Genomic DNA, 20,252 nt, shown 5'->3' with positions numbered 1-20,252 from the left:
GCCCTGGATATATCGTCATAGTTTCGCTCCGTGTGACTATTTGAAACTATGAGGTTGGCTGATTGAAAGCCAATATGTGACGATTTGAAATTTATACGGTGTCCAATTGAAACCAAAAGCCCAAAAAATCGGCGGCGCCCCGTTTTTGGCATGAATAGCCGGAAGATTTCGATCGGCCGGAGGTCGACCACGACGCCTTGCGCAATCTGCTGCTCGGCTCCCTGGAACCCTAACCTGTTGATTGCCACGGAGAACTGAGCAGGCTTTGGAGCGGAGTGATGAATCCGTGGGATTGGTCCAGCGAGGTGCGTCGAACTAAGCCGCCCTGCTGGTCAAGCTCTACCATGAAGCGAAAACATCCATTGACGGGAAATGACTGACTCGATCTCCTAAGCGTAAGGCGCACGGCTATTATCTCATGCAACTTGTATATTGATCATCAACAATCATGAATAGAAAGATGGCAACCTGAGATTTATAGTGATTTACTTAGCACAATTATTTGGAATTTTATGGTCAAAATTTACGCAATATGTAGCTATATTAACCGTTTTGTCAGCTTGCCGCGCTCTCTTGGCTGTGCAGCGCCATCGGCGACGAGCAGGATGCTCCCTCTCTGTAATTTCGACAATCCAAAGCAGGCCATCGCTGGCAATTGCGCCTATTCCATCGCCTTAGCGGTCGCCAGCTCCTTTCGAGAGCGAGCCAACCCATGTCATTTCTTCAGAATGCCAAGATCAGGACGAAAGTACTCTCCATTATAATTCCGATGTGCCTGATCGGGATGGCGGGTGTCCTCTTCGTATCGAGCCAATACAAGGATAGTGTCGGCACTTATTCGAACTTCATTTCGAACGATGAGGCCGCAGCGGTAGAGATGGCGAGGGCCAGCCAACGGGTGGTGGCGCTCAGCTACAATGCTTATCAGATCCTGGCCTACAGCGCGAAAGACCCGGAAATGGCTAAGTTCGCCAAGGATTATGAGGGGAACAGGAAAGTGCTTCTCGAACGCTTGGCAACCGTTCGCGCGCTTATCCCCGCTGAGGCGGACGCAGTGGACCAACTGATAGCGAAGGCCAACGACGCCCTCGCGCTGACCGATCAGGCAGTGAAGGCCGGGCTGACGGACGATAATAACGGCGCGCTCAAGCTGTTGAAGCAGGCGGATCCGCTGATCGCTGACGAGGTTCTTGCGATCCGCCAATGGCTCGATACCTTCAACAAGAATATCGGAGCCAAGAGCAAGACGCTCGCTCGACAGGCCACGGATACCATTACAAACACCCTGATCGCCTTGGGTGTCCTGCTGGCTGGCGCGGTCCTGGTCGCTATTCTCGTCTCCGCGCGCGGCATTGCCGCTCCGATCGAACGGCTGCGGGCGCGCATGGTCTCGCTCGCGGACGGCAATACCGAAGAGCCTGTTTCCGGGATCGAACGCAAGGACGAAGTCGGTCAGATGGCTGCGGCCGTGTCCGTCTTTCGCGACAGCGCCATCGAGCGCATACGGCTGGAGCAGGAAGCCGCTGCCGGCCGCAGCCTCTCCGAAAAGGAAAGACTGGAGCGCGAGGCGCAAAAGGCCAAGGATGCCGCTGACGCGCAATTTGCCGTCGACAGCCTGGCAAATGGCCTCGGAGAGCTTTCAAATGGCAATCTGGTCTATCGCATCGAGCAGCCCTTCGTCGCCCATCTCGATCGCCTCAGAGCAGATTTCAACGCCTCGATGACCAAGGTCGAAGAGACGCTTGTCGCCGTCGGCCAGGGTGGTCAGGCCATAGCCGCCGGCGCCAACCAGATCCGCTCCGCAGCGGAAGATCTCTCCAAGCGGACCGAGCAGCAGGCCGCCTCCGTCGAGGAGACGGCCGCGGCCCTCGAGGAAATCACCACCACCGTCAAGGATTCCACCCGGCGCGCGGAGGAAGCAAGCTCGCTGGTCGGCCGTGCCCGGATCGGCGCGGAGAAATCCGGCGAGGTCATGCAACAGGCGATCGCCGCGATGGAGGCAATCTCGAAGTCGTCGGGCGAAATCAATAATATCATCGGCGTCATCGACGATATCGCCTTCCAGACCAACCTGCTTGCGCTGAACGCCGGTGTCGAGGCGGCGCGTGCGGGCGACGCCGGCAAGGGCTTTGCCGTCGTCGCGCAGGAAGTCCGCGAGCTTGCGCAGCGCTCCGCCACGGCGGCCAAAGAGATCAAGGCGCTCATTTCCACATCTGGACAACAGGTCGACAGCGGCGTCACTCTCGTCACGAGAACCGGGCAATCGCTGCAGCAGATCGTCAAGGAAGTGGAAGAAATCGACAGCAACGTGCGCGCGATCGTCGAGGCGGCCCGCGAACAGGCAACCGGCCTGCAGGAGATCAACACGGCCGTCAACAGCATCGACCAGGGAACGCAGCAGAATGCGGCCATGGTCGAGGAATCGACGGCTGCCAGCCACAGCCTGGCCAAGGAGGTGACGGCGCTGAACGATATCCTCGGGCAGTTCAATCTGCAAAATGGCCGCAGCCGCGCGCGGCCGGCTGCCGCGACGGAACGATCGAGCCCGGCCGCATCGCCGGCGCGCTCGCTCCGGGCCAAGATTGCCGGCGCATTCAATGGCTCCGGTGCAGCCACGGCGGCGTCGGCATCCTGGGAGGAGTTCTGATCCTGCTGCCTCGGCCGTCCTTGAAGGATTGTCGGGCTTTAAAAGCGAGGATCGCGGCCAGCTCACCGCGATCCCTTCGTGCCATCGGCTCCCTCCGGCCAACTTCCGTTACGGCCAAGTCGGCCGTGGCGAGCAGACCCTTAAGACACTGATAAGTATCGGCGGCGGTTCCATTGTGTCGATTTGCGGTGGGGAGTGACCTGGGCCACTTCCCACCGTAAATCCAGGCCGCTTCAGGCCTTTCCGGAAGCGACGCGTTGGGCTGCCTTACTTGGCGTTCTTGACGAATTCCGTCGTATAGGTCTTCGACAGGTCGATCGACTTGCCCTGGACGTTCTTGGAGAACTCGGAAAGCACGGCAAGGACGGTCTTCGGCCCATCTTCTGGCATCACGCCGTCGGGCGTGAACATGGCCTTGCCGTTTTCCAGCGCCTTCACATAGCCTTCCTTGTCGCCGACATAAAAGTCTTTCGGCATCTTGTCGGCGATCTCGGCGGCCGAATGGGTGTTGATGAAATGCAGCGTCTTGACGAAAGCGTTCGCCAGCTTCTGCACCTCTTCCTTATGAGCATCGACCCAGTCGGCGCTCATATAAAGAGAGGCGGCCGGGTAGGTTCCACCCAGAACGGCCTTAGTCCCAGCCATGGTGCGCATATCGATGAGGGTCTTGGCTTCGCCGGTTTTCAACAGCCGCGAGATCGTCGGTTCGGTCGTCATGCCGGCCTGGATCGCGTCCTGCTGCATGGCTGCGATAAATGTCTGGCCGGCACCGACAGGAACGGAGGTGAACTCTCCTAGCTTCAGGCCAGCCTTGACGGCCAGATACTGTGTCAGGAAGTTGGTCGAGGAGCCGAGACCGGTGACACCGAGGTTCTTGCCTTTGAAATCGGCGGGCGACTTGATTTCCGGATGCTTGGCCGACACCAATTCCACCTCGCCGGGTGCCTGGCTGAACTGCACGACGGATTCGACGAACTTGCCCTTGCCCTGAAGGTCGATGCAATGATCATAGAAGCCGACCACGCCCTGGACGGCGCCTGCAAGCATTTCATTTTCCGCGTCAACACCTGCAGGCTCATTGAGAAGTTCGACGTTCAGCCCCTGCTCCTTGAAATAACCAAGTCCTTCGGCAAGCTTGGCCGGCAGATAGATCTGCTTTTCATAGCCACCCACCATGATGGAAATCTTGTCGGCGGCATGCGCTGCTGTGGCGCCGAGCGAGCCGGCAGTCATGATGGCGGAAAGGGCTACGGTATGAAAAAATACGCGCGATGAACGCATAAGTGTCTCCTCCTGTTGCGGCACCAGGTCACATGATTGCGACATAGGCACCTGCTTCCTCCACGAAGCTCAATTAGGTTAGCGAGGGCAACCTTTCAATTAGCTTTCAACAGCGGCTCCACAGATCGAACGCGTTCGTTTTGTTCCCCACAGATCAGGCTGGAGGATCGCGCGTCGGGGTTCGCGGTCATGGTGGATTTCCCAGCCGTGAAGGCAGGCGGCGCATAGGTCGTAATCCGTGCAGCGTTATGGCGCGAGTTTACCGATCCGTATGCTTTCAGCGAACCGCCCGTAAACTGGCTATCCTACCATTCATGCAATCTCGTCAGAGTGAAGGATCGCAGTTGTGAAAACTATCTCCATCAAGAAGGCTCCGACGGTTTTCGCGGCTGCCTTTTTTTCGCTTGCCTGCCTTGGCCCAATTTTCGTGCTTGCCGACAGTTCGCCGGCCTATGCCACCGAAAACGCCGTTCCGGCGGAAAAGAATCCTCCCGGCGACATCCCCGACACGCAAGTATTTATCGATTATGCATCGCCGCAAGGCTTCACGATGAAGGTCCCCGAAGGCTGGGCACGTTCTGACCGCGCCGACGGTGCGAGTTTCGTCGATAAGCTGGATGGTGTGATCGTTTCGGTCTCGAAAGCCAACGCGGCGCCAACTATGGAAAGCGTCGGGGCAAACGAAGTGGCAAATCTGAAGGCCGCCGAGCGCGCGGTGACGGTAACGTCCGTCAAGGCTGTGAAATTGCCGGCGGGTCCGGCGATCCGCATCGTCTATACGTCCAACTCACAACCGAACGCGGTGACCAACAAGCAGGTTCGGCTGGAGAATGAGCGCTATTTGTATTTCAAGGACGGCAAGCTGGTCACCCTCGAACTCTACGCACCGAAGGGCGCGGACAATGTTGACCAGTGGGAATTAATGTCGAAGTCGTTCCGCTGGAACTAAGGCGGACATCGATGTCGCTGCTTGTCGCGCATGAACTCTACCGATTTTTCCACACAGGCGAGGACGAAACATTCGCCCTGCGCGGAGTTAGCCTATCCCTGTCGCCGGGTGAGTTCGTCGTTTTGATGGGACCGTCCGGTAGCGGCAAGTCCACACTGCTGGCATGCCTGACTGGGCTGGATGAGCCGGACGGCGGCCGTGTCCTGGTGGACGGCTTGCGACTGACCAGGCGATCGGAAGCGGTGCGGGCACGCATCCGCGCGACAAATTTCGGCATTCTTCTCCAGTCGGGCAATCTGTTTGCGCATCTCACTGTGGACCAAAACATCCGCTTCCAGATGAGGCTGGCTAATAAGGCTGACGATAAACGCCTTGATCAGCTGGTGGAAATGGTGGGGTTGCGGCATCGCGCGGATGCCTTCGTCACGCAGCTGTCCGGCGGCGAAACGGCGCGCGCCGGTCTTGCGGTTGCTCTTGCCGCCAATCCGCCGATCCTTGTTGCGGATGAGCCTACCGCGGAAGTCGACGCCGATACTGAATCGCGATTGATCGATCATTTCGAAACCAGGCGACGCGCCGGTCTCACCACTTTGCTTGCAACCCATAGCAAGGCATTGGCTCGAAAGGCTGACAGGATCATCCAGCTGCGTGACGGGAGGGTGGAGGATGGCTGAGATGCTGACGATCTGCCGGAATGTTGGCCGGAAATTTCTAAGCGGAACCGAGCGTCTGTCCGTGCTGCAAGACATAGACTGCGAGATCCGGGAAGGTGATCGCATTGCCTTGGCCGGTCCCTCCGGCTCTGGCAAGACAACCTTGCTGCATATTCTTGGTGGGCTGGACCGCCAGACGAGCGGTGAGATCGAATGGCCATCTTTGGGCACGATCGAGCAGCTTCGCCCTCGTCGGATCGGCTTCGTGTTCCAGTCGCCCAGCCTGTTTCCCGCCTTGACGGCGGCACAGAATGTCGATCTGCCGGCGATCCTCGCCGGTGCGGAGATAGCGCCCGGCTACAGTCGCGACTTGCTGTCCTGCTTCTGCCTCGGCGAACTTGCGGACAAGCTGCCGGAGGAATTGTCGGGCGGTCAGGCGCAAAGGATCGCAATGGTACGCGCCTTGGCCCTCCGGCCGAAACTCGTCTTGGCCGACGAACCGACCGGACAACTGGACGGGACTACGGCGCAGTCTTTCATGGATGCGGTGCTGGAGCACGTGGAAGGAATGGGAGCTGCCCTGGTCGTTGCCACGCATGACGAAGCGATTGCCGCCCGGATGGCGACGCGCTGGACAATGGATCATGGCCGACTGAGCCGTGAGAGAATGAAAGTGGCGGCGACATGATGTTTATTCTGTGGATCCGAGGCGTCCTTGCCCATCGGCTTGCCCGTGTTGCGGGTTCAGCGGTGGGCATCGGGCTTGCGGTGGCCCTCCTTGCCATATTGGCGCTGTTCCTGGTCAGCGCTGGGGCTTCCATGACCTCCCGCGCGGTATCGGCGGTGCCCATCGACTGGCAGGTTCAACTCGTACCGGGCGCGGATCAGAACGCGATGCGAAAGGCATTGGATAAAACGGCGCTTATCCAGGCGGCGCGCCAGGCAAGCTATGCCGATGTCATCGGATTCGAAGCGAGCACCAGCAACACTGTCCAGACGACCGGGCCGGGACAGGTGATCGCGTTCGACGACAACTATCTGCGCGATTTTGCCAAGGAGGTCCGGTTCCTTTCCGGCAGTCGCGACGGCGTCCTCATTGCGCAGCAGACTGCTGCCAACCTGCATGTCGGGCCGGGAGACCGGGTGACGATCAAGCGGATAGACTTGCCGCCACTGACTGTGACGGTGGACGGCGTAGTCGATCTTCCCGACGCCGATGCGCTGTTCCAGGCGGTCGGCCAGCCACCCCAAGCAGCTCCGCAGGCGCCTCCGGATAACGTGCTCATCCTGTCACTGGCCCAATGGGAGCAGGCCTTCGATCCTCAGGCGAAGGCGCGTCCCGGCACTACCCGTCAACAGTTGCATGTCAGGCTCGTTCACGAAGCCCTGCCGCGGGATCCGGTATCGGCCTTCACCTTCGTCACCGGCGCCGCAAGGAACCTGGAAGCAAAGGTCGCGGGACAGGCCCTGGTCGCGGACAATCTAGGCTCCCGCCTCGACGCGGTGCGCGAAGATGCGCGCTACGCTTCCGTGCTGTTTCTGTTTCTTGGCCTGCCTGGCGTCGCGCTGGCTCTGGTTCTGACCTTCGCGGTAACGTCGTCGGGTGCCGCACGCCGTCGTATCGAGCAGGCGCTGCTGCGTGTTCGTGGCGCCGCCTCTTCGACAATCCTCGCTTTGTCCGCCACCGAGGCAACGGTGGCCGCGGTCGCCGGTACGGGGCTTGGAACTGCGGCAGCGTTGTGGCTAGGGCCCTTGGTGCCGGAGCTGCGCATGATTCCGGGAGCGACCGCTCCAATCCTGGGCCTCGTGGCCGTCGCCGGACTCGTCGCGGGCTTTGCCGCCTATCTTTATCCCGCCTGGCGAGACTTGCGCGTGAATACAGTCAGCGCGGCGCGGCGCGCGGTTGCCGCGGCCGGAGAGCCGGTATGGCAGCGCCTGTGGCTGGACGTAGTGCTACTTGCGGCGGCGGGTCTATTCTTCTGGCAGGCGGCAAGCACCGGATATCAGATCGTGCTGGCACCGGAAGGCGTCGCGGGGACGGCCGTGGACTATAAGGCATTCATAGCGCCTGCCTTGTTGTGGCTTGGCCTGGCGCTGCTGACGCTGCGGTTGTCGAACAGCGTGATCGCGAGCAATGGGGCGCTTCTTCGAACCTTCATAAGGCCCGCCAGCGGTGCGCTCGCGCCTATCGTGGCCGCCGCATTGTCCCGGCAGGCCCGCCGGCTCACGGCAGGCATCGCCATGACGGCGCTGGCAATCTCATTCGCTATCTCGACAGCAATTTTCAATGCCACCTACAATGCACAGTCGCGTGTGGACGCAGAACTTACAAATGGATCCGATGTCACCGTATTCGGTACGTTGGAAAAGCCCGCCGATGTGCATCTGGCCGCGCTCGCCGCCTTGCCGGATGCTGCCGCGGCCGAACCGATGCAGCATCGCTTCGCTTATGTCGGATCCGACCTCCAGGATCTCTACGGCATTGATCCCCAGCGCATTGGGCACGCGACGAGCCTTTCGGATGCCTATTTCAGCGGCGGCAACGCGACCGCCACACTCACCAAGCTGGCCGCAACGCCGGACGGTGTGCTCGTGTCGGAAGAGACGGTTCAGGATTTCCAGCTCGAGCAGGGCGACACGATCAACTTGCGGCTGATGGATGCCCGAGACCATCAATATCATCCGGTGCCGTTCAAGTTCATCGGGGTCGCGCGCGAGTTTCCGACCGCGCCGAAAGATTCGTTCCTCGTGGCCAATGCCGGCTACATCGCTGAAAAGACCGGGGACACCGCTTCGGAATATGTGCTGATGAAGGCCAAGAGCGACCCGGCAACCCTCGCCGCGGAAGCGTCCACCCTCGTTTCATCCGATCCATCGATGAAAATCACCGACATCGGTCAGGCCGCTCACCTGATCGGTTCGAGCCTCACAGCCGTCGATCTGGCCGGCCTGACGACGATAGAGCTGACATTCGCCGTGGTGATGGCCGCCGCAGCGAGTGGGCTGATGCTAGCGCTGGGCCTGATCGAACGGCGCAGGAACTTCGCCATTCTGAGCGCCATCGGGGCAACCCGCCCGCAACTATCGGCCTTTCTCTGGAGCGAAGGCCTTCTCATTTTTGTCGGAGGGGTCGTTTTCGGCGTGCTGTCCGGGATAGCGACGGCCTGGATGCTGGTGAAGCTGCTGACTGGCGTATTCGATCCACCACCCGAAAAACTGTCTATACCTTGGATCTATCTTGGTATCGTCTTGTCTCTGGTGGTCGCGGCCATCGTGACGGCAGTTCTAGCAGCAAGACCTCCACGAGGGCACGACGCAGAGTATTTGAGGGATTTCTGAATGTTTGGATGTACGCCCCTTTGGCAATCTCGCAGACATGACTCACTTGTACGATTCCTAAAGTGCGGTCGCAAACAACACAATCCAATCTGAGGGCGACGGTGCAGACTTCAACTTACAGTACAATTATGGGAGGGCGGCGGAGCGGCGTTTTGATGTGTAGGGGATGAGGTCGTCGTCCATCGATCGTCTGAGAGTGGCCTATTCTTTGGCTTCTTGATGCGAAGCGGGCTTCAGGCCGGTGTGCATGCGAATTCTCAACTGGCACGCCAAGGCGAAAGCGGCGGTCAGGATCGACAGGCTCTCACCACTCACCAGCCGGTTGTTCGAGTTGCTCAGGATGGTCATGCTGAAAAAGAAGAGAATCAAAAAATAGGCATGCATGGCGTGCCTTGGGATAATCCCCAAACCGACCGCGCGCCGGACGCTGTCACAAAAACAGGCCAACATCGCACCAAAGATCGCCAACCCGAAAACCCCGTGTCGGATGAGGATTTCAAGATAACCGTTATGCATGAAAGTGTATCCGACGTTTGGGTAGCGCGTATGCGGCCATAGCGCGAGCCACTCGCTCCCCCAGCCAAAGAATGGTGCTGCGGAAAACAATTCCCATGCATTTGCCCAGAGCTGAAGGCGTTCGCTCATCGCAATCGGCGTGCTGCTGTTCTCTATCGATCGGGAGACAGCTTGACCGATCGGCTCGGTCGCGCCGGCATCCTCGAACATGACAAGGGTCGCTGAAATCGTCGGTCCGGCTATCCGGTCGAGATTGTCCCTGACGGCATAGACGCCGCCGGAAAGCAACAAAAGGAAGGTGAGGACGAGCGGCACCGCTAGCCGCCGCTTCAGGCTGCGCACTGTCAGAAATGCCAGAATCGGCAATACCGGAACGAGCGAAAGCCAGACACCTTTCGATTTTGCTCCATAAATCCCAAGAAGGCAAAGCAGGCAGATCAGCGGAGAAAGAACGGAAGCGTAAAGTCGCATCGTGCGCCTATCGGCCCCCTCGGTCAGATAATAGAGCAGCCAGAATGTGGCACCTATGAAAATCATACCGCAGCAAACTGCACCATGTATTTGATTATGCTGCATTAACGGAATGATCGTCTTGCCCGCGACAATCGCATCGATCGGCATGCTCCACAGAAGAACGACAAGCGCAAAGCCGAAATAGACAGCGATGAGTTTCTCAAGATCGGTCCAGCATCGGAACAGAATATATGCGAAAGGCGGAAAGGTCAGCGGCATCAGGAAAAGCAGATCGCGATCACCGATCGGATGATCGCTTTGCAGGGCAAATTGAAGAGAAAATCGCAACAATGCATAGGTGCCCCACGCCAGGCAGAGCCAACCACGCCAATCGATCGAGGGCCTGGGCGAGGATCGCACATATAAAACGAGTGAAATAAGTACGAGCAACCCGCCAGCATAGCGATAAGTGTAACTTTCGATCAGGGAAGCTGACATTATGGCGAGCCAGAGCCCGTCGACGATGAAAGCCCAACGCCGATCTGAAAAGGAGGTCAAGCCGAGGGAATGGGTTTCGCCGTTCATCTTTCTCCTTCCACACACGCAATGATCATTCGCCACGGGGCCGATCTTGGCCTTGTTAACTCACGATCTTGAACTGACACTGAATTCCGCCACGTCTTCTAAATCGGGCGATTGAAGACAATTTCCTTCGAGATGACAGCCCTAGCCTTTCACTGGGTTCTAGGCGCCGGGTTGCCTTACCGCCCCGCACGTCACGCCATCCGTTCCGCGATCCAAGCTCGGCGCCGGTGATGCTGCACTTTGAAGCCGGCGCTGGCGGCTTGCCGCCAGGCAGCAATTAATGTCGATCGGCAACCGCGCTAGTGCCCCTTTTTTTGCCGTGCCGGAACCAGGGAGATGACCGTGCGCCTTCGGGAGCGCGCCTATTACTTTACGAAACTGTAAACTGTCGGACAGGTGCGGTCGACAATTGGACGTTAGCTGTGACCGGGCCTGACCTTGAGGGCCTCTGACAAATATCGATCAACAGGACAAATCCTATGAAGAATCTTTTTCTGCCAATCATTGTGCTTGCGGCCGGCATTTACTCGACAAATGCGGCGCTGGCTGCGAGCGTGCCATGCGAGGAAATGCTGAAACAGTTGCGCGCAGTTGAAGCCTCTACCAAACCGAGCGATGCCGACAAGGCTAAAATTTCCGATCTTGAAGCAAAGGGTATCGAGCGTTGCAACGCCGACGACGACAAGCGTGCCGACGAATTCTTCACCCAGGCGATGAAAATCCTGGGCAAGTGACATCTGGCGCGGCCCCTGTGAAAGAAGGAGGATGCTATGTCTTCAACAACAGCATCGACGGCTCCGGCCCTCAATCGCGTTCCCAACGTGACGGTCGACTTTTGGATTATTAAGCTCCTGGCGGTGACCATGGGCGAGACAGCGGCTGACTATCTCGCAGTCAATCTCGGCCTCGGCCTATCGATGACATCGGCCATAATGTGCGGATTGCTGGCAGTCGGGCTTGTCCTGCAATTCGCACAGAAAAGATACGTACCCTGGTCCTATTGGCTTGCGGTCGTCATGATTAGCGTCGTCGGCACATTGGTCAGCGATAACCTCGTCGATAACTTCGGGGTCGCGCTCGAGACAACAACGATCGTCTTCAGCATCGCTCTCGCAGCTACCTTCAGCGCCTGGTACGCGAGCGAGAAAACACTGTCCATCCACACGATCTTCACGACGCGGCGTGAAATCTTCTATTGGTTTGCGATTCTTTTTACATTCGCGCTGGGGACTTCGTCAGGTGATCTAGTGGCCGAGCGCTTCGATCTCGGCTATTTGACCACGGGCTATATCTTCGGCGGGATTATCGCCGTCGTCGCGCTGGGGTACTATCTCTTTAGGCTCAACGCCATTCTTGCCTTTTGGCTGGCATATATCTTTACTCGCCCACTTGGGGCATCGTTTGGCGATCTTCTTTCGCAGCCGAAGGAGTATGGGGGATTGGGGTTCGGGACCACGATCACCAGTGTTCTGTTTCTCGGTGCCATCGTCCTCATCGTCGTCTATATGAGCATCAATCGCCGACAAGGCAGGGACGACGTATTGATCCTCGACAGCGATTAACTGCGATGTGGGAACGTCTGTCTTGGCTGCACGCCAGCGTGGACCGGGTCTTCAATTCGGCCTAACGCCGCCCATCGACGTTAAGATCCCGCCCACCGTGCGAGATGGCCGACAGGGCTCCCTGTCGGCCATCATGCTTGTGGCAAAGTTTGCAACGCAGAGAGGCGGCGGGGGAATTCATTCCGTCGGCAAACGTGCCGTCGTGACCACACCACTGCCATCAGGCGTAATGGCGAGCCTTTCCCGCTAGTCGGTCACGTTGTCCGGCAAATCGCGCCGTCGACAGCGATGACGACCGGTTTTACTCCCCCACAGGCTCATCATGATGATTGCTGCTCATTTCATCGATGGGTTCTGCATGGCCTTGATGAGCTCCTTCAGCGCGAGTTTTGCGCCGGCCGGGCTCGGCTCTTTTACGCCCAGTGATGAAATGGCGCCGTCGGCCGCTGTGTCGATTGCACTCCATTCTTCATTGTTGAGCGGATAAAGCTGCGATTGGGCCGCATCCCAAGCGGCTTTAAAGTCGGTGATGCGCCTTTCAGCAGCGGCCATATCGCCGGATTCAACCAGCTTGAGCGTATCGTTGGCGATTGCCTCGAATTGTGCGAGATCGCCGAGTGCGGGTGAAACGGCAGTAACAGCCTCTGTAGCCGGGTGGGGGGATGCGACGGCGGGAGTAAGAGCCAGCGAAGCGATGATAAGCGCCTTCTTCATGGATGAATCTCCGATGCCTGCGCCGTTGTCGCGCCGCGGCTCAGACTGGCCGGTGTTGATTACCCCGCCTTTGCCTCAGCTATACTGTTTCGTAAGATCAGCTGGTGGTCGGTGGGATTTGCTTTGACGGCGGGCGAAATCCCCTGCATCCGAGCAGCGCCGGATCGATCCCTGCGGTCGTGTGAACAGCGTTCGCCCGCCGCATCTGGGGCTTGGCGTCGGCTCTCCGCCCCCTGACATGATTAGAGGATCGATTTCACCACGCGATCGAGCTTCGTGTCTTCGCGATAAAATGCCTGGACGAGCGCGGTCGACAGCGCGGCCATGAAAACTCCACCCACCAAGTCGGAAACATAATGTGTGCCGACATAGACACGCGATAGGCTGATAAGCAGCGCCGCCAGCGTAGCGACGATTGCCCGCCGTCTTAGTCCCTCCGCGAGAAGGGAAAAGGCAATCGCGAATGTTGCGGTGGCGTGATCGGATGGAAATGACGCGTCGGTGCTTCGGCTAATGACGAGATGAGTGACGCCGAGATCGTAAGGTCGCAAGCGATGGATGAAGAGAATGACGATCTGATTTAAGCCAAGTCCAAGCAGGAAGGTCAGGCCGCTGGCTATGCATGCATGCCGGACATGGCTTCTATCCTTGCCAGACCACCATTGCAGGACGACAAGCAGCACCAGAAGTGGAGCGCCGAATTGTGTCAATGCAATAACCACGGCATCGAGGGTGTAATTCCATCCGGCCCAGCTATTGATCCAGCGCGTAGTAATGACATCCATGTTCACACCCTGGCCTTGAAGAGACAGTTCAAGGCATCATTGAGAAGGTTCATTGAATAAGATTGTGCGGAGGCGGTGACCTCATCGGACAGTCGCAATTCGGCGCAACGATCTGCGATCGTCTTTCTCAGCAAGCAGAACGAGCCGGAGCCACCCAAGGGTCTCCCGACGGCAAACAGACATTGCTCTGGTCGGCATAGAAGCTCGACGATGACGTCCTGCCCCAGGGGATTGATGTTCCTGTGTGAGGAAGAGGTTCGAGAATCGTTTCTCAACAGTTTTCGCAGTGCTTCCCGTCTTCTCGGGAGATTGCCACAGCTCGATACCTCGGTCGTGAATTCATTCCCAGCCATAAACCGGTACGGATCTCCGTCATCATCACTTCAAAGCGCATGTTCATTCCAGACAATTAGAGAGAACTTAGGGCCTCTATCCGCGAAAGCTCGCTTGGACGCGCATAATTCTGCGTTAAGTTTCGCGCCGCATCCTGTCGGCCACCGGATGGAGGTTGATCAGATTCATCGCTATTATGTTGATAGACATGGACAGAATTCGAGAACGGGCCATCAATACCTGTCGACAATGCACGCTGTTGCTAAACTTGCGGGCACGGTCGTGCAATATGCACTGCTGCTCGCAACTGGCCTTTTCATAGCCTTCTTCCTGGTCGCATATTCATGAATGTAATTTTCGGCGATCATTTTTTCGACAGCGATGTCCTTGGCTCTATCAGGACGGTTGAATGGCGACGCGAAACGATTGACACTGTAACTCCGTCCTCGTCCGCGCCGCCTGCTATTGCCCGATCGCCGGAGAGCACCAGCGCGAACAGTCCCGGCGGTTCTGCCGGCACATCACCTTTGCCGTCGATCGGCACTCCAGCAACATCCGGCCGCATGGCGTCGGCTCCAAATGAACTGAGTGCTGATCCAAAGGCGTTGCATGTCGCCGCGCTAATCGCGGCGCTCGCCCTGTCTCCCCGGTAAGTGCTTCACCAGCAAGGCGTTACGCGCAGAGGCTCAAGTCAGCTGCGCGAACACTGTGGTATAAGCCTAGCACCGGGTTCTAAGCGGGGGGAAAAGTTGCATCCGATTCTTAGATGCGACTTAGTGATTTTGGTTGGTGCCAACTCTGAACCAAATTCTCGAATTCATGGGTTCGGAAAGTGCACGGGAGATTGAACGCGGATGAGAATTCTGGTTGTGGAAGACGACCCGATGCTGGCGCTCGGGCTGCGACGCGCGTTGACGGATGTCGGCATGTCCGTCGACTGGGTCGCGGACGGTCGATTGGCCGAGGAGGCGATGAGAGACGATTCCCATGCAGCAGTTCTTCTGGATTTGTCTTTGCCCGCACCCGACGGCCTGACGTTGTTGCGTGACGCGCGCCTTCGAGGGTCGAGCGTACCGATTGTCGTCATCACCGCACGCGACGATCTCGATATCAGGCTGAAGGGACTTGATCTCGGAGCGGACGATTTCGTGCTCAAGCCTTTCGAGCCGTCGGAGATCATTGCTCGCCTTCGAGCCGTCATCCGACGTCGGGCGGGTCATGCCACGTCGAAGATCGGAACATCAAGCGTTGTTCTCGATCTTGCGACTCACGAGCTTTCCTACAACAGCGTGACAGAAGTCCTTCCCTATCGTGAATTTGCGCTCATGCGGGCGCTTGTCGAACGGCCCGGTGTGATTTTATCACGGTCGCAACTGGAAGAAAAAATATACGGGTGGGGAGAGGAGGTCGAAAGCAATGCGGTTGAAGTGCTGATCTTTTACATTCGCAGGCGCTTTGACAAACAAGTCATACGCAATGTCCGTGGTGCCGGTTGGATGGTTCCAAAGTCATGATCTCGCTTCGTACCGCAACGGCAAGCTCGCTGTCCATCCTTTTCACCGTCATCGCTGTCGTCTTTGGGGCGGCATCCTATGCGTTCACAATGAACGAAAGCAGCGAGTTTCTCGATCTCCAGCAACGTCAGATCGCCCGCTATGTCGGCGATCTGACCTTCATCGCACCCGATCGGGCAGCCCTGCCTCCCCACGACAGCGAAGACGATTATGTCATAGAAGTGAGCTACGCGGACGGTCGCGCGGCCAGAAGCTCTGACAAATCTATCGCTATTCCAGATCGCAAAGAGACGGGATTTTCCGAATTCTCCGATGGAATGAGGGATTGGCGGGTCTTTTCGATGGTCACGCCGGAAAGGAGCGTGCAAGTGGCACAGCAGATGGCTGTCCGAAAAGAATTGGCTGCTGATGCCGCCGCGAGGGCTACTATTCCCTTTCTGGTGGCTATTCCTCTTTCCTGGATTCTTGTCGCCTTTGTAACAGGGCGTATTTTTCGCAATCTGGAGCAAATTGGCAAAGAGCTGTCGTTAAAAGCAACCGCGGACGCAATTCCAGTCGATCTGAGCACGATGCCTCGTGAGGTCTGGCCCTTCGTCCGTTCGATGAACGAGCTCATAGACCGTCTTGCTATAGCATTTCGGCAGCAACAGATGTTTCTTTCGGATGCGGCGCACGAATTGAGGACCCCGCTTTCGGCATTGACACTGCAGATTGGCAATCTGTCGCAGAGCAAGGGACCTGATCTTGAGGAACGGCTCTCCGAGCTACGCGCGGGTGCCAGACGCGTATCCGCCCTGACCGATAAACTTCTCAAGATCAGCAGATATGAGGGGCAACCCCTGGCGGCTCCGACCCAGGTTTTCGATCTGGCGGAGATGGTCAAGGACGTGGTTTCCGGGCTCCTGATCGCCGCCGAGGAGAAACAGCTCGATCTCGGCTTTGCAGCGCTAGCCGATGGGGCTCGGGTTCGGATCGATAGCGACGACCTGAAAACATTGATCGAGACGATCATCGACAATGCCGTGCGCTACACTCCGAACGGAGGGGCAGTGGACATTACCGTAAAAGGCGGAGCATCCCCGCTACTGATGGTCTCCGACAATGGTCCCGGCGTTCCGGAGCATGAGTTGCCGCGACTTACGGAGCGATTTTATCGCGGCTCGGGCCGAAACGAGGGTACCGGGCTCGGTCTTGCGATTGTAGAGGCCATATGCGGACGTTATGGCTTGTCCCTGAAATTGATGAACCGTACCGACGGACCTGGTCTTGTCGTGACCGTCGGATTTCCCGCCGCCTAAAACCGACGATGTTCCAATCGATCGGCTGACGAAAGCAGTCCTGTTGGAGTCAGCGCATGGGCTCGACGAGATTCATGTGCCTGTCAGTAAACTGGAGCATTGGTGTCCGCATGAAGGGAGAACCAGGTTGCGGATACTGCTCGTGGAAGACAACATTCTGTTGGGCGAGGCTCTTCAGGAGCACCTGTCGTCAATGGGATGGGAAGTAACTTGGGTGACCGGTTATCGGCTTGGCGCGGATACCTTATGCCGAGTGGCTTTCGATGTCATTTGCCTTGACCGGCAGCTTCCGGACGGCGACGGTTTCGACCTGTTGCGCAACGGACTGGCCCGGTGTCCGACCATCATTATGTCGGCTTTGGATCAACTGTCCGATCGGCTCGAGGCGAAGCGATTGGGCGCTGCTGACTATCTGACCAAGCCCTTTCGCCTGGAGACGTTGACGCACCGGATCAGCCTTCTACCGGGCGCGGGTGCTGGCTTTGCGCCCGACCAACATTCGCCTCGCCCTTAGACGCTGACAATTTTTCGCATTTTTCACGGTCACTGTTCAGGCGCATGTCAGGCTCTTCCGGCATGTCATGGAGATATCACAGAGGGAACGGTTGAAGAGCAATGACTGTATTTCGCAAGGTGGTCCTCGCTGCCTTCGGCGCCATCGGAATTCTTGGCGGAAGTTGCGCAGCCTATGCCGGCTTTTTGCAGGTCACCGGTAACTTTCATTCGGTGATTGATGGTCAATTTTACCGCTCAGCTCAGCCAACATCCGAAGAGCTCGCCTCTTATATACAGGCACACGGAATCAAGACGGTCATTAATCTGCGTGGAACACATCCAGGTACCGCATGGTATGACGACGAGGTTTCGACAGCTCGTGGCTTCGGCATAACGCATATCGATTTTGGCATGTCGGCCACGAAAATTATTTCACCTGAAAAGGCGGAGCGGCTCGTCGAGTTGATGGCCTCGGCCCCGAAACCAATCCTTATTCACTGCCTCTCGGGTTCCGATCGCAGCGGTTTGGCCGCCGCGCTTTATGTCAGGAAAATTGCCGGGCTGGATGAAGCCCGAGCTGAAGGTCAATTATCCTTTTATTATGGACACGTGGGCATCCCTCTGGTTTCAGCCGCCTATGCCATGGATAGGAGCTGGCAAGATATCGAAGCTCAACACAAGAACCAGGCGCAGGCCGAACTCGTAAACGGTGCCACTTGGCGATAGCTGCGGTCGGCGCGTCTTCAAAGCGAATGGTCAAACACCAAGCCAATGGCAGTTTGTGAGCCATCTCCATAGCTGAGAGATGCCTCAGGCCGTATTTGACTGCTCGTCATGCGACGACGTTGCTTGCTTGATAGCCGCCCCGCGCACGTTGGATCGTCGACAACAAGAGAAAAAATTGAGATCGGATACTATCGTGCGACAAGTTCAGGCTCTGGCGGCCACACACAAGCAGTCTGTCATGCGCCTCTTCGTCGTCAGCATGATCTGTGCGCTTCTCGATCTTGTGGCTTTCGTAGTGTTGATTCGAATTGGCATCGACCCAATGAAAGCTCACGTTTTGAGCTTCGCCTGTAGCGTCCTGTTATATTTTGTCTGCCTCGTAACAGGGTTCTTGGCGCGGATCGATACCATCGTCGACAGCAATTCCAGCTCGCAGCAATTGGCAATTTTCCTTTTGCTGAGGCTTTTGACGCTTGGTCTGAGAGGCGGGATCTTCGTTGTCGCAATGACAACGCTCAATCTTCCTGTCCTTTTTTCTGGCGCCTCCGTGGTGTTTGCAAGTGCTGCCATAGGTTTATTGGGCGATACGCTTTTTCTATGGCCGACCATGTCTATCGAACGACGAAAGCTGTTCGCGGCGGTTTGCATCATTATCTACCTTCTCTCACTTCGCCTCTTATTCCTCGGTTCCGCAAACCTTCTGCCTGAAGAGGCCTATTATTGGAATTATTCGCAGCACCTCGATATTGGCTATCTTGATCATCCGCCGATGGTAGCATGGCTGATCTGGCTGGGGACCGCACTCTTTGGAGACAATGAGTTCGGTGTTCGCATCGGTGCCTATTGCTGCTGGCTACTGACCGGTTATTTTTCTTTCAATCTTGCGCGGAATCTCTTCGATAAGGCGACAGCAGTAGCTTGCGCTCTTTTGGTGGCCGTGCTCCCATTTTATTTTTCGACCGGCTTTCTCATGATGCCGGACGCGCCACTGACTACGGCCTGGGCGGCTACACTATTTTTTCTGGAGCGAGCTCTCCTTGGTGAGAAGCGTCTTGCTTGGCTCGGCGCCGGCTTATCGTTTGGCATCGGCCTGCTGTCGAAGTATACGATACTGTTGTTAGGGCCAGCAGCATTACTATTGATTCTGATCGACCCCAGATCGCGGCGATGGCTCGGTCGAAAAGAGCCATATCTTGGCGCAGCGCTCTCCATTTTGTTATTTTCACCGGTCGTATATTGGAACGCCACGCACCAATGGATGTCCTTTGCGTTTCAGGGATCGAGACGCGTTGATGAGGCATTTCAATTCACGTTGCCATCTCTCATCATCAGCGTCGCCGTCCTCTTGACGCCCACTGGCTTCGTCGCCACCGCCGCCGGCCTGACGGCAAATCTCTCGGCAGCCCGATCACGACCAGGCACAGCGAGGGCGCTTTTTATACTCCTCTTCACACTTATCCCGCTGAGCGTATTTGTTCTCTTCAGCCTCTTTCATGAGAACAAGCCGAATTGGACTGGTCCTCTATGGCTCGCGGTCCTGCCCTTCGTCGCATCCGCGCTTGTCGGAGCAACGGGAAAAGATACCTGGCTGGGAAGGCGCCTGAGACGCGCATGGATACCGACGATCGGGATCACAACCGCCGTTTATGCGGTTCTATTTCACTACGTGGTTCTGGGTTTCCCCGGGATCGGCTATATTCATAACATCCGCACATTGCCCGTCGCCTGGAGCGAATTCGGCCAGGCGGTCGGTGCGGTCGAGGCCGCGGCAGCCAAAGAGAGCGCGGCCCCCGTCGTGCTGATTGGTACGGACAAGTACTTCCTTGCCAGCGAGTTGGCCTTCTATGCCCGCCAAGCACAGGGCCTTCGAGACAATTCAGTAGGGCTGAGCGCGATCGGTGGCAGCAGCCTGATGTACGACGTCTGGTATCCCGCAGAAACCCTGTGGGGAAGCACGGCAGTGCTCGTTTCCCTGAAACGAAGCGAGTTGCAGCAAGACGACCTCCCTCAATATTTTTCACGGCTGACCGACATCCAGGAGCAGGTCGTGCGAAAAAATGGCGCGGTCGTCGGGAGCTTCTATTATCGGGTTGGCTACAATCTCGGTGGTTGCAAGAGTGCGGGCATGCAGTGCGCCTCGTCGTCCGGGAGTTAGGCATTTCCTGCGCCGGCTACATGTTCCGTGAGTGGATGGTTATAGAATTTCCACGCAAATTCAGAGTATTGTCAGGTGGTCATGGCATATTGACCGGATCGAAGTCGCTCCGGCGTCATGGCGAGCCAATGAGCGACGAAGATTTGTGGAAGGAAGTTGGGTCATGAGCCGCTGAAGCGGTCGCATGTGTTCGGCTCGAACCTTCCGCGAATTCGTCGACATCATACTCGCCCTTCCTTCCATGGAA

17 protein-coding genes are annotated in these 20,252 nt (G+C 57.3%); 12 read left to right on the top strand and 5 right to left on the bottom strand.

What is annotated here, in order from left to right; translation table 11 throughout:
* The first annotated feature begins 712 nt into the window (after positions 1-712).
* Positions 713-2,647, top strand: a complete 1,935-nt coding sequence (locus CCGE531_RS26740; protein ID WP_120669599.1) for a methyl-accepting chemotaxis protein — start codon at positions 713-715, stop codon at positions 2,645-2,647.
* Positions 2,648-2,914: 267 nt separating this feature from the next.
* Here the strand turns inward: CCGE531_RS26740 and CCGE531_RS26735 are convergent, their stop codons facing one another.
* Complete coding sequence (locus tag CCGE531_RS26735; RefSeq protein WP_120669597.1) at positions 2,915-3,928, bottom strand: ABC transporter substrate-binding protein; 1,014 nt, start codon at positions 3,926-3,928, stop codon at positions 2,915-2,917.
* 346 nt (positions 3,929-4,274) lie between these two features.
* Between CCGE531_RS26735 and CCGE531_RS26730 the strand changes: the two genes are divergently transcribed.
* Genes CCGE531_RS26730 through CCGE531_RS26715 form a run of 4 tightly spaced genes read left to right on the top strand, consistent with a single transcriptional unit; the run spans position 4,275 to position 8,869 of the window.
* Complete coding sequence (locus CCGE531_RS26730; RefSeq protein WP_245459453.1) at positions 4,275-4,877, top strand: hypothetical protein; 603 nt, start codon at positions 4,275-4,277, stop codon at positions 4,875-4,877.
* Positions 4,878-4,888: 11 nt separating this feature from the next.
* Positions 4,889-5,551 carry an ABC transporter ATP-binding protein gene (locus tag CCGE531_RS26725; protein ID WP_120669595.1) on the top strand — a complete coding sequence of 221 codons (663 nt, stop codon included), beginning with the start codon at positions 4,889-4,891 and terminating at the stop codon, positions 5,549-5,551.
* The gene (locus CCGE531_RS26720) at positions 5,544-6,218 is read left to right on the top strand and encodes an ABC transporter ATP-binding protein (protein WP_120669593.1); all 675 of its coding nucleotides are present in this window, start codon (positions 5,544-5,546) and stop codon (positions 6,216-6,218) included. The genes CCGE531_RS26725 and CCGE531_RS26720 overlap by 8 nt, the downstream gene beginning before the upstream one ends.
* On the top strand, positions 6,215-8,869 hold the full coding sequence (locus CCGE531_RS26715; protein ID WP_120669591.1) for an ABC transporter permease: 2,655 nt from the start codon (positions 6,215-6,217) through the stop codon (positions 8,867-8,869). Before CCGE531_RS26720 ends, CCGE531_RS26715 begins: the two co-directional genes overlap by 4 nt.
* 201 nt (positions 8,870-9,070) lie before the next feature.
* On the opposite strand, the gene CCGE531_RS26710 is transcribed toward CCGE531_RS26715, so the two are convergent.
* Positions 9,071-10,423 carry an O-antigen ligase family protein gene (locus CCGE531_RS26710; protein WP_120669589.1) on the bottom strand — a complete coding sequence of 451 codons (1,353 nt, stop codon included), beginning with the start codon at positions 10,421-10,423 and terminating at the stop codon, positions 9,071-9,073.
* 479 nt (positions 10,424-10,902) lie between these two features.
* Here CCGE531_RS26710 and CCGE531_RS26705 point away from each other — a divergent pair, with 479 nt between their 5' ends.
* Positions 10,903-11,157, top strand: coding sequence for a hypothetical protein (locus CCGE531_RS26705; RefSeq protein ID WP_120669587.1), 255 nt, complete (start codon positions 10,903-10,905; stop codon positions 11,155-11,157).
* A gap of 36 nt (positions 11,158-11,193) precedes the next feature.
* Entirely contained in the window at positions 11,194-11,985 is a 792-nt protein-coding gene (locus CCGE531_RS26700; RefSeq protein WP_120669585.1) for a hypothetical protein, read from the top strand.
* Between the two features lie 336 nt (positions 11,986-12,321).
* Here CCGE531_RS26700 and CCGE531_RS26695 read toward each other — a convergent pair whose 3' ends face one another.
* The 3 genes from CCGE531_RS26695 to CCGE531_RS34440 form a co-directional block, all read right to left on the bottom strand.
* Complete coding sequence (locus tag CCGE531_RS26695; protein ID WP_120669583.1) at positions 12,322-12,699, bottom strand: hypothetical protein; 378 nt, start codon at positions 12,697-12,699, stop codon at positions 12,322-12,324.
* Between the two features lie 242 nt (positions 12,700-12,941).
* On the bottom strand, positions 12,942-13,484 hold the full coding sequence (locus CCGE531_RS26690) for a phosphatase PAP2 family protein (RefSeq protein WP_120669581.1): 543 nt from the start codon (positions 13,482-13,484) through the stop codon (positions 12,942-12,944).
* Between the two features lie 697 nt (positions 13,485-14,181).
* The gene (locus CCGE531_RS34440; RefSeq protein WP_162944039.1) at positions 14,182-14,382 is read right to left on the bottom strand and encodes a hypothetical protein; all 201 of its coding nucleotides are present in this window, start codon (positions 14,380-14,382) and stop codon (positions 14,182-14,184) included.
* A 289-nt stretch (positions 14,383-14,671) separates the two neighbouring features.
* Between CCGE531_RS34440 and CCGE531_RS26685 the strand changes: the two genes are divergently transcribed.
* The 5 genes from CCGE531_RS26685 (at position 14,672) to CCGE531_RS26665 (ending at position 20,005) form a co-directional block, all read left to right on the top strand.
* Positions 14,672-15,331, top strand: coding sequence for a response regulator transcription factor (locus tag CCGE531_RS26685; RefSeq protein WP_120669579.1), 660 nt, complete (start codon positions 14,672-14,674; stop codon positions 15,329-15,331).
* An 89-nt stretch (positions 15,332-15,420) separates the two neighbouring features.
* On the top strand, positions 15,421-16,629 hold the full coding sequence (locus CCGE531_RS26680; protein ID WP_162944038.1) for an ATP-binding protein: 1,209 nt from the start codon (positions 15,421-15,423) through the stop codon (positions 16,627-16,629).
* Between the two features lie 142 nt (positions 16,630-16,771).
* Positions 16,772-17,143 (top strand): response regulator, encoded by a 372-nt coding sequence (locus CCGE531_RS26675; RefSeq protein WP_162944037.1) that lies wholly within the window; start codon positions 16,772-16,774, stop codon positions 17,141-17,143.
* Positions 17,144-17,244: 101 nt separating this feature from the next.
* A complete protein-coding gene (locus CCGE531_RS26670; protein WP_120669573.1) occupies positions 17,245-17,850 on the top strand; it encodes a dual specificity protein phosphatase family protein in 606 nt (201 codons plus the stop codon).
* 238 nt (positions 17,851-18,088) lie between these two features.
* Positions 18,089-20,005, top strand: coding sequence for a glycosyltransferase family 39 protein (locus CCGE531_RS26665; RefSeq protein WP_162944036.1), 1,917 nt, complete (start codon positions 18,089-18,091; stop codon positions 20,003-20,005).
* Positions 20,006-20,252: the final 247 nt, after the last annotated feature.

The organism is Rhizobium sp. CCGE531 (assembly GCF_003627795.1).
Taxonomy (GTDB): domain Bacteria; phylum Pseudomonadota; class Alphaproteobacteria; order Rhizobiales; family Rhizobiaceae; genus Rhizobium.
This window is presented reverse-complemented; position numbering and strand designations above follow the sequence as displayed.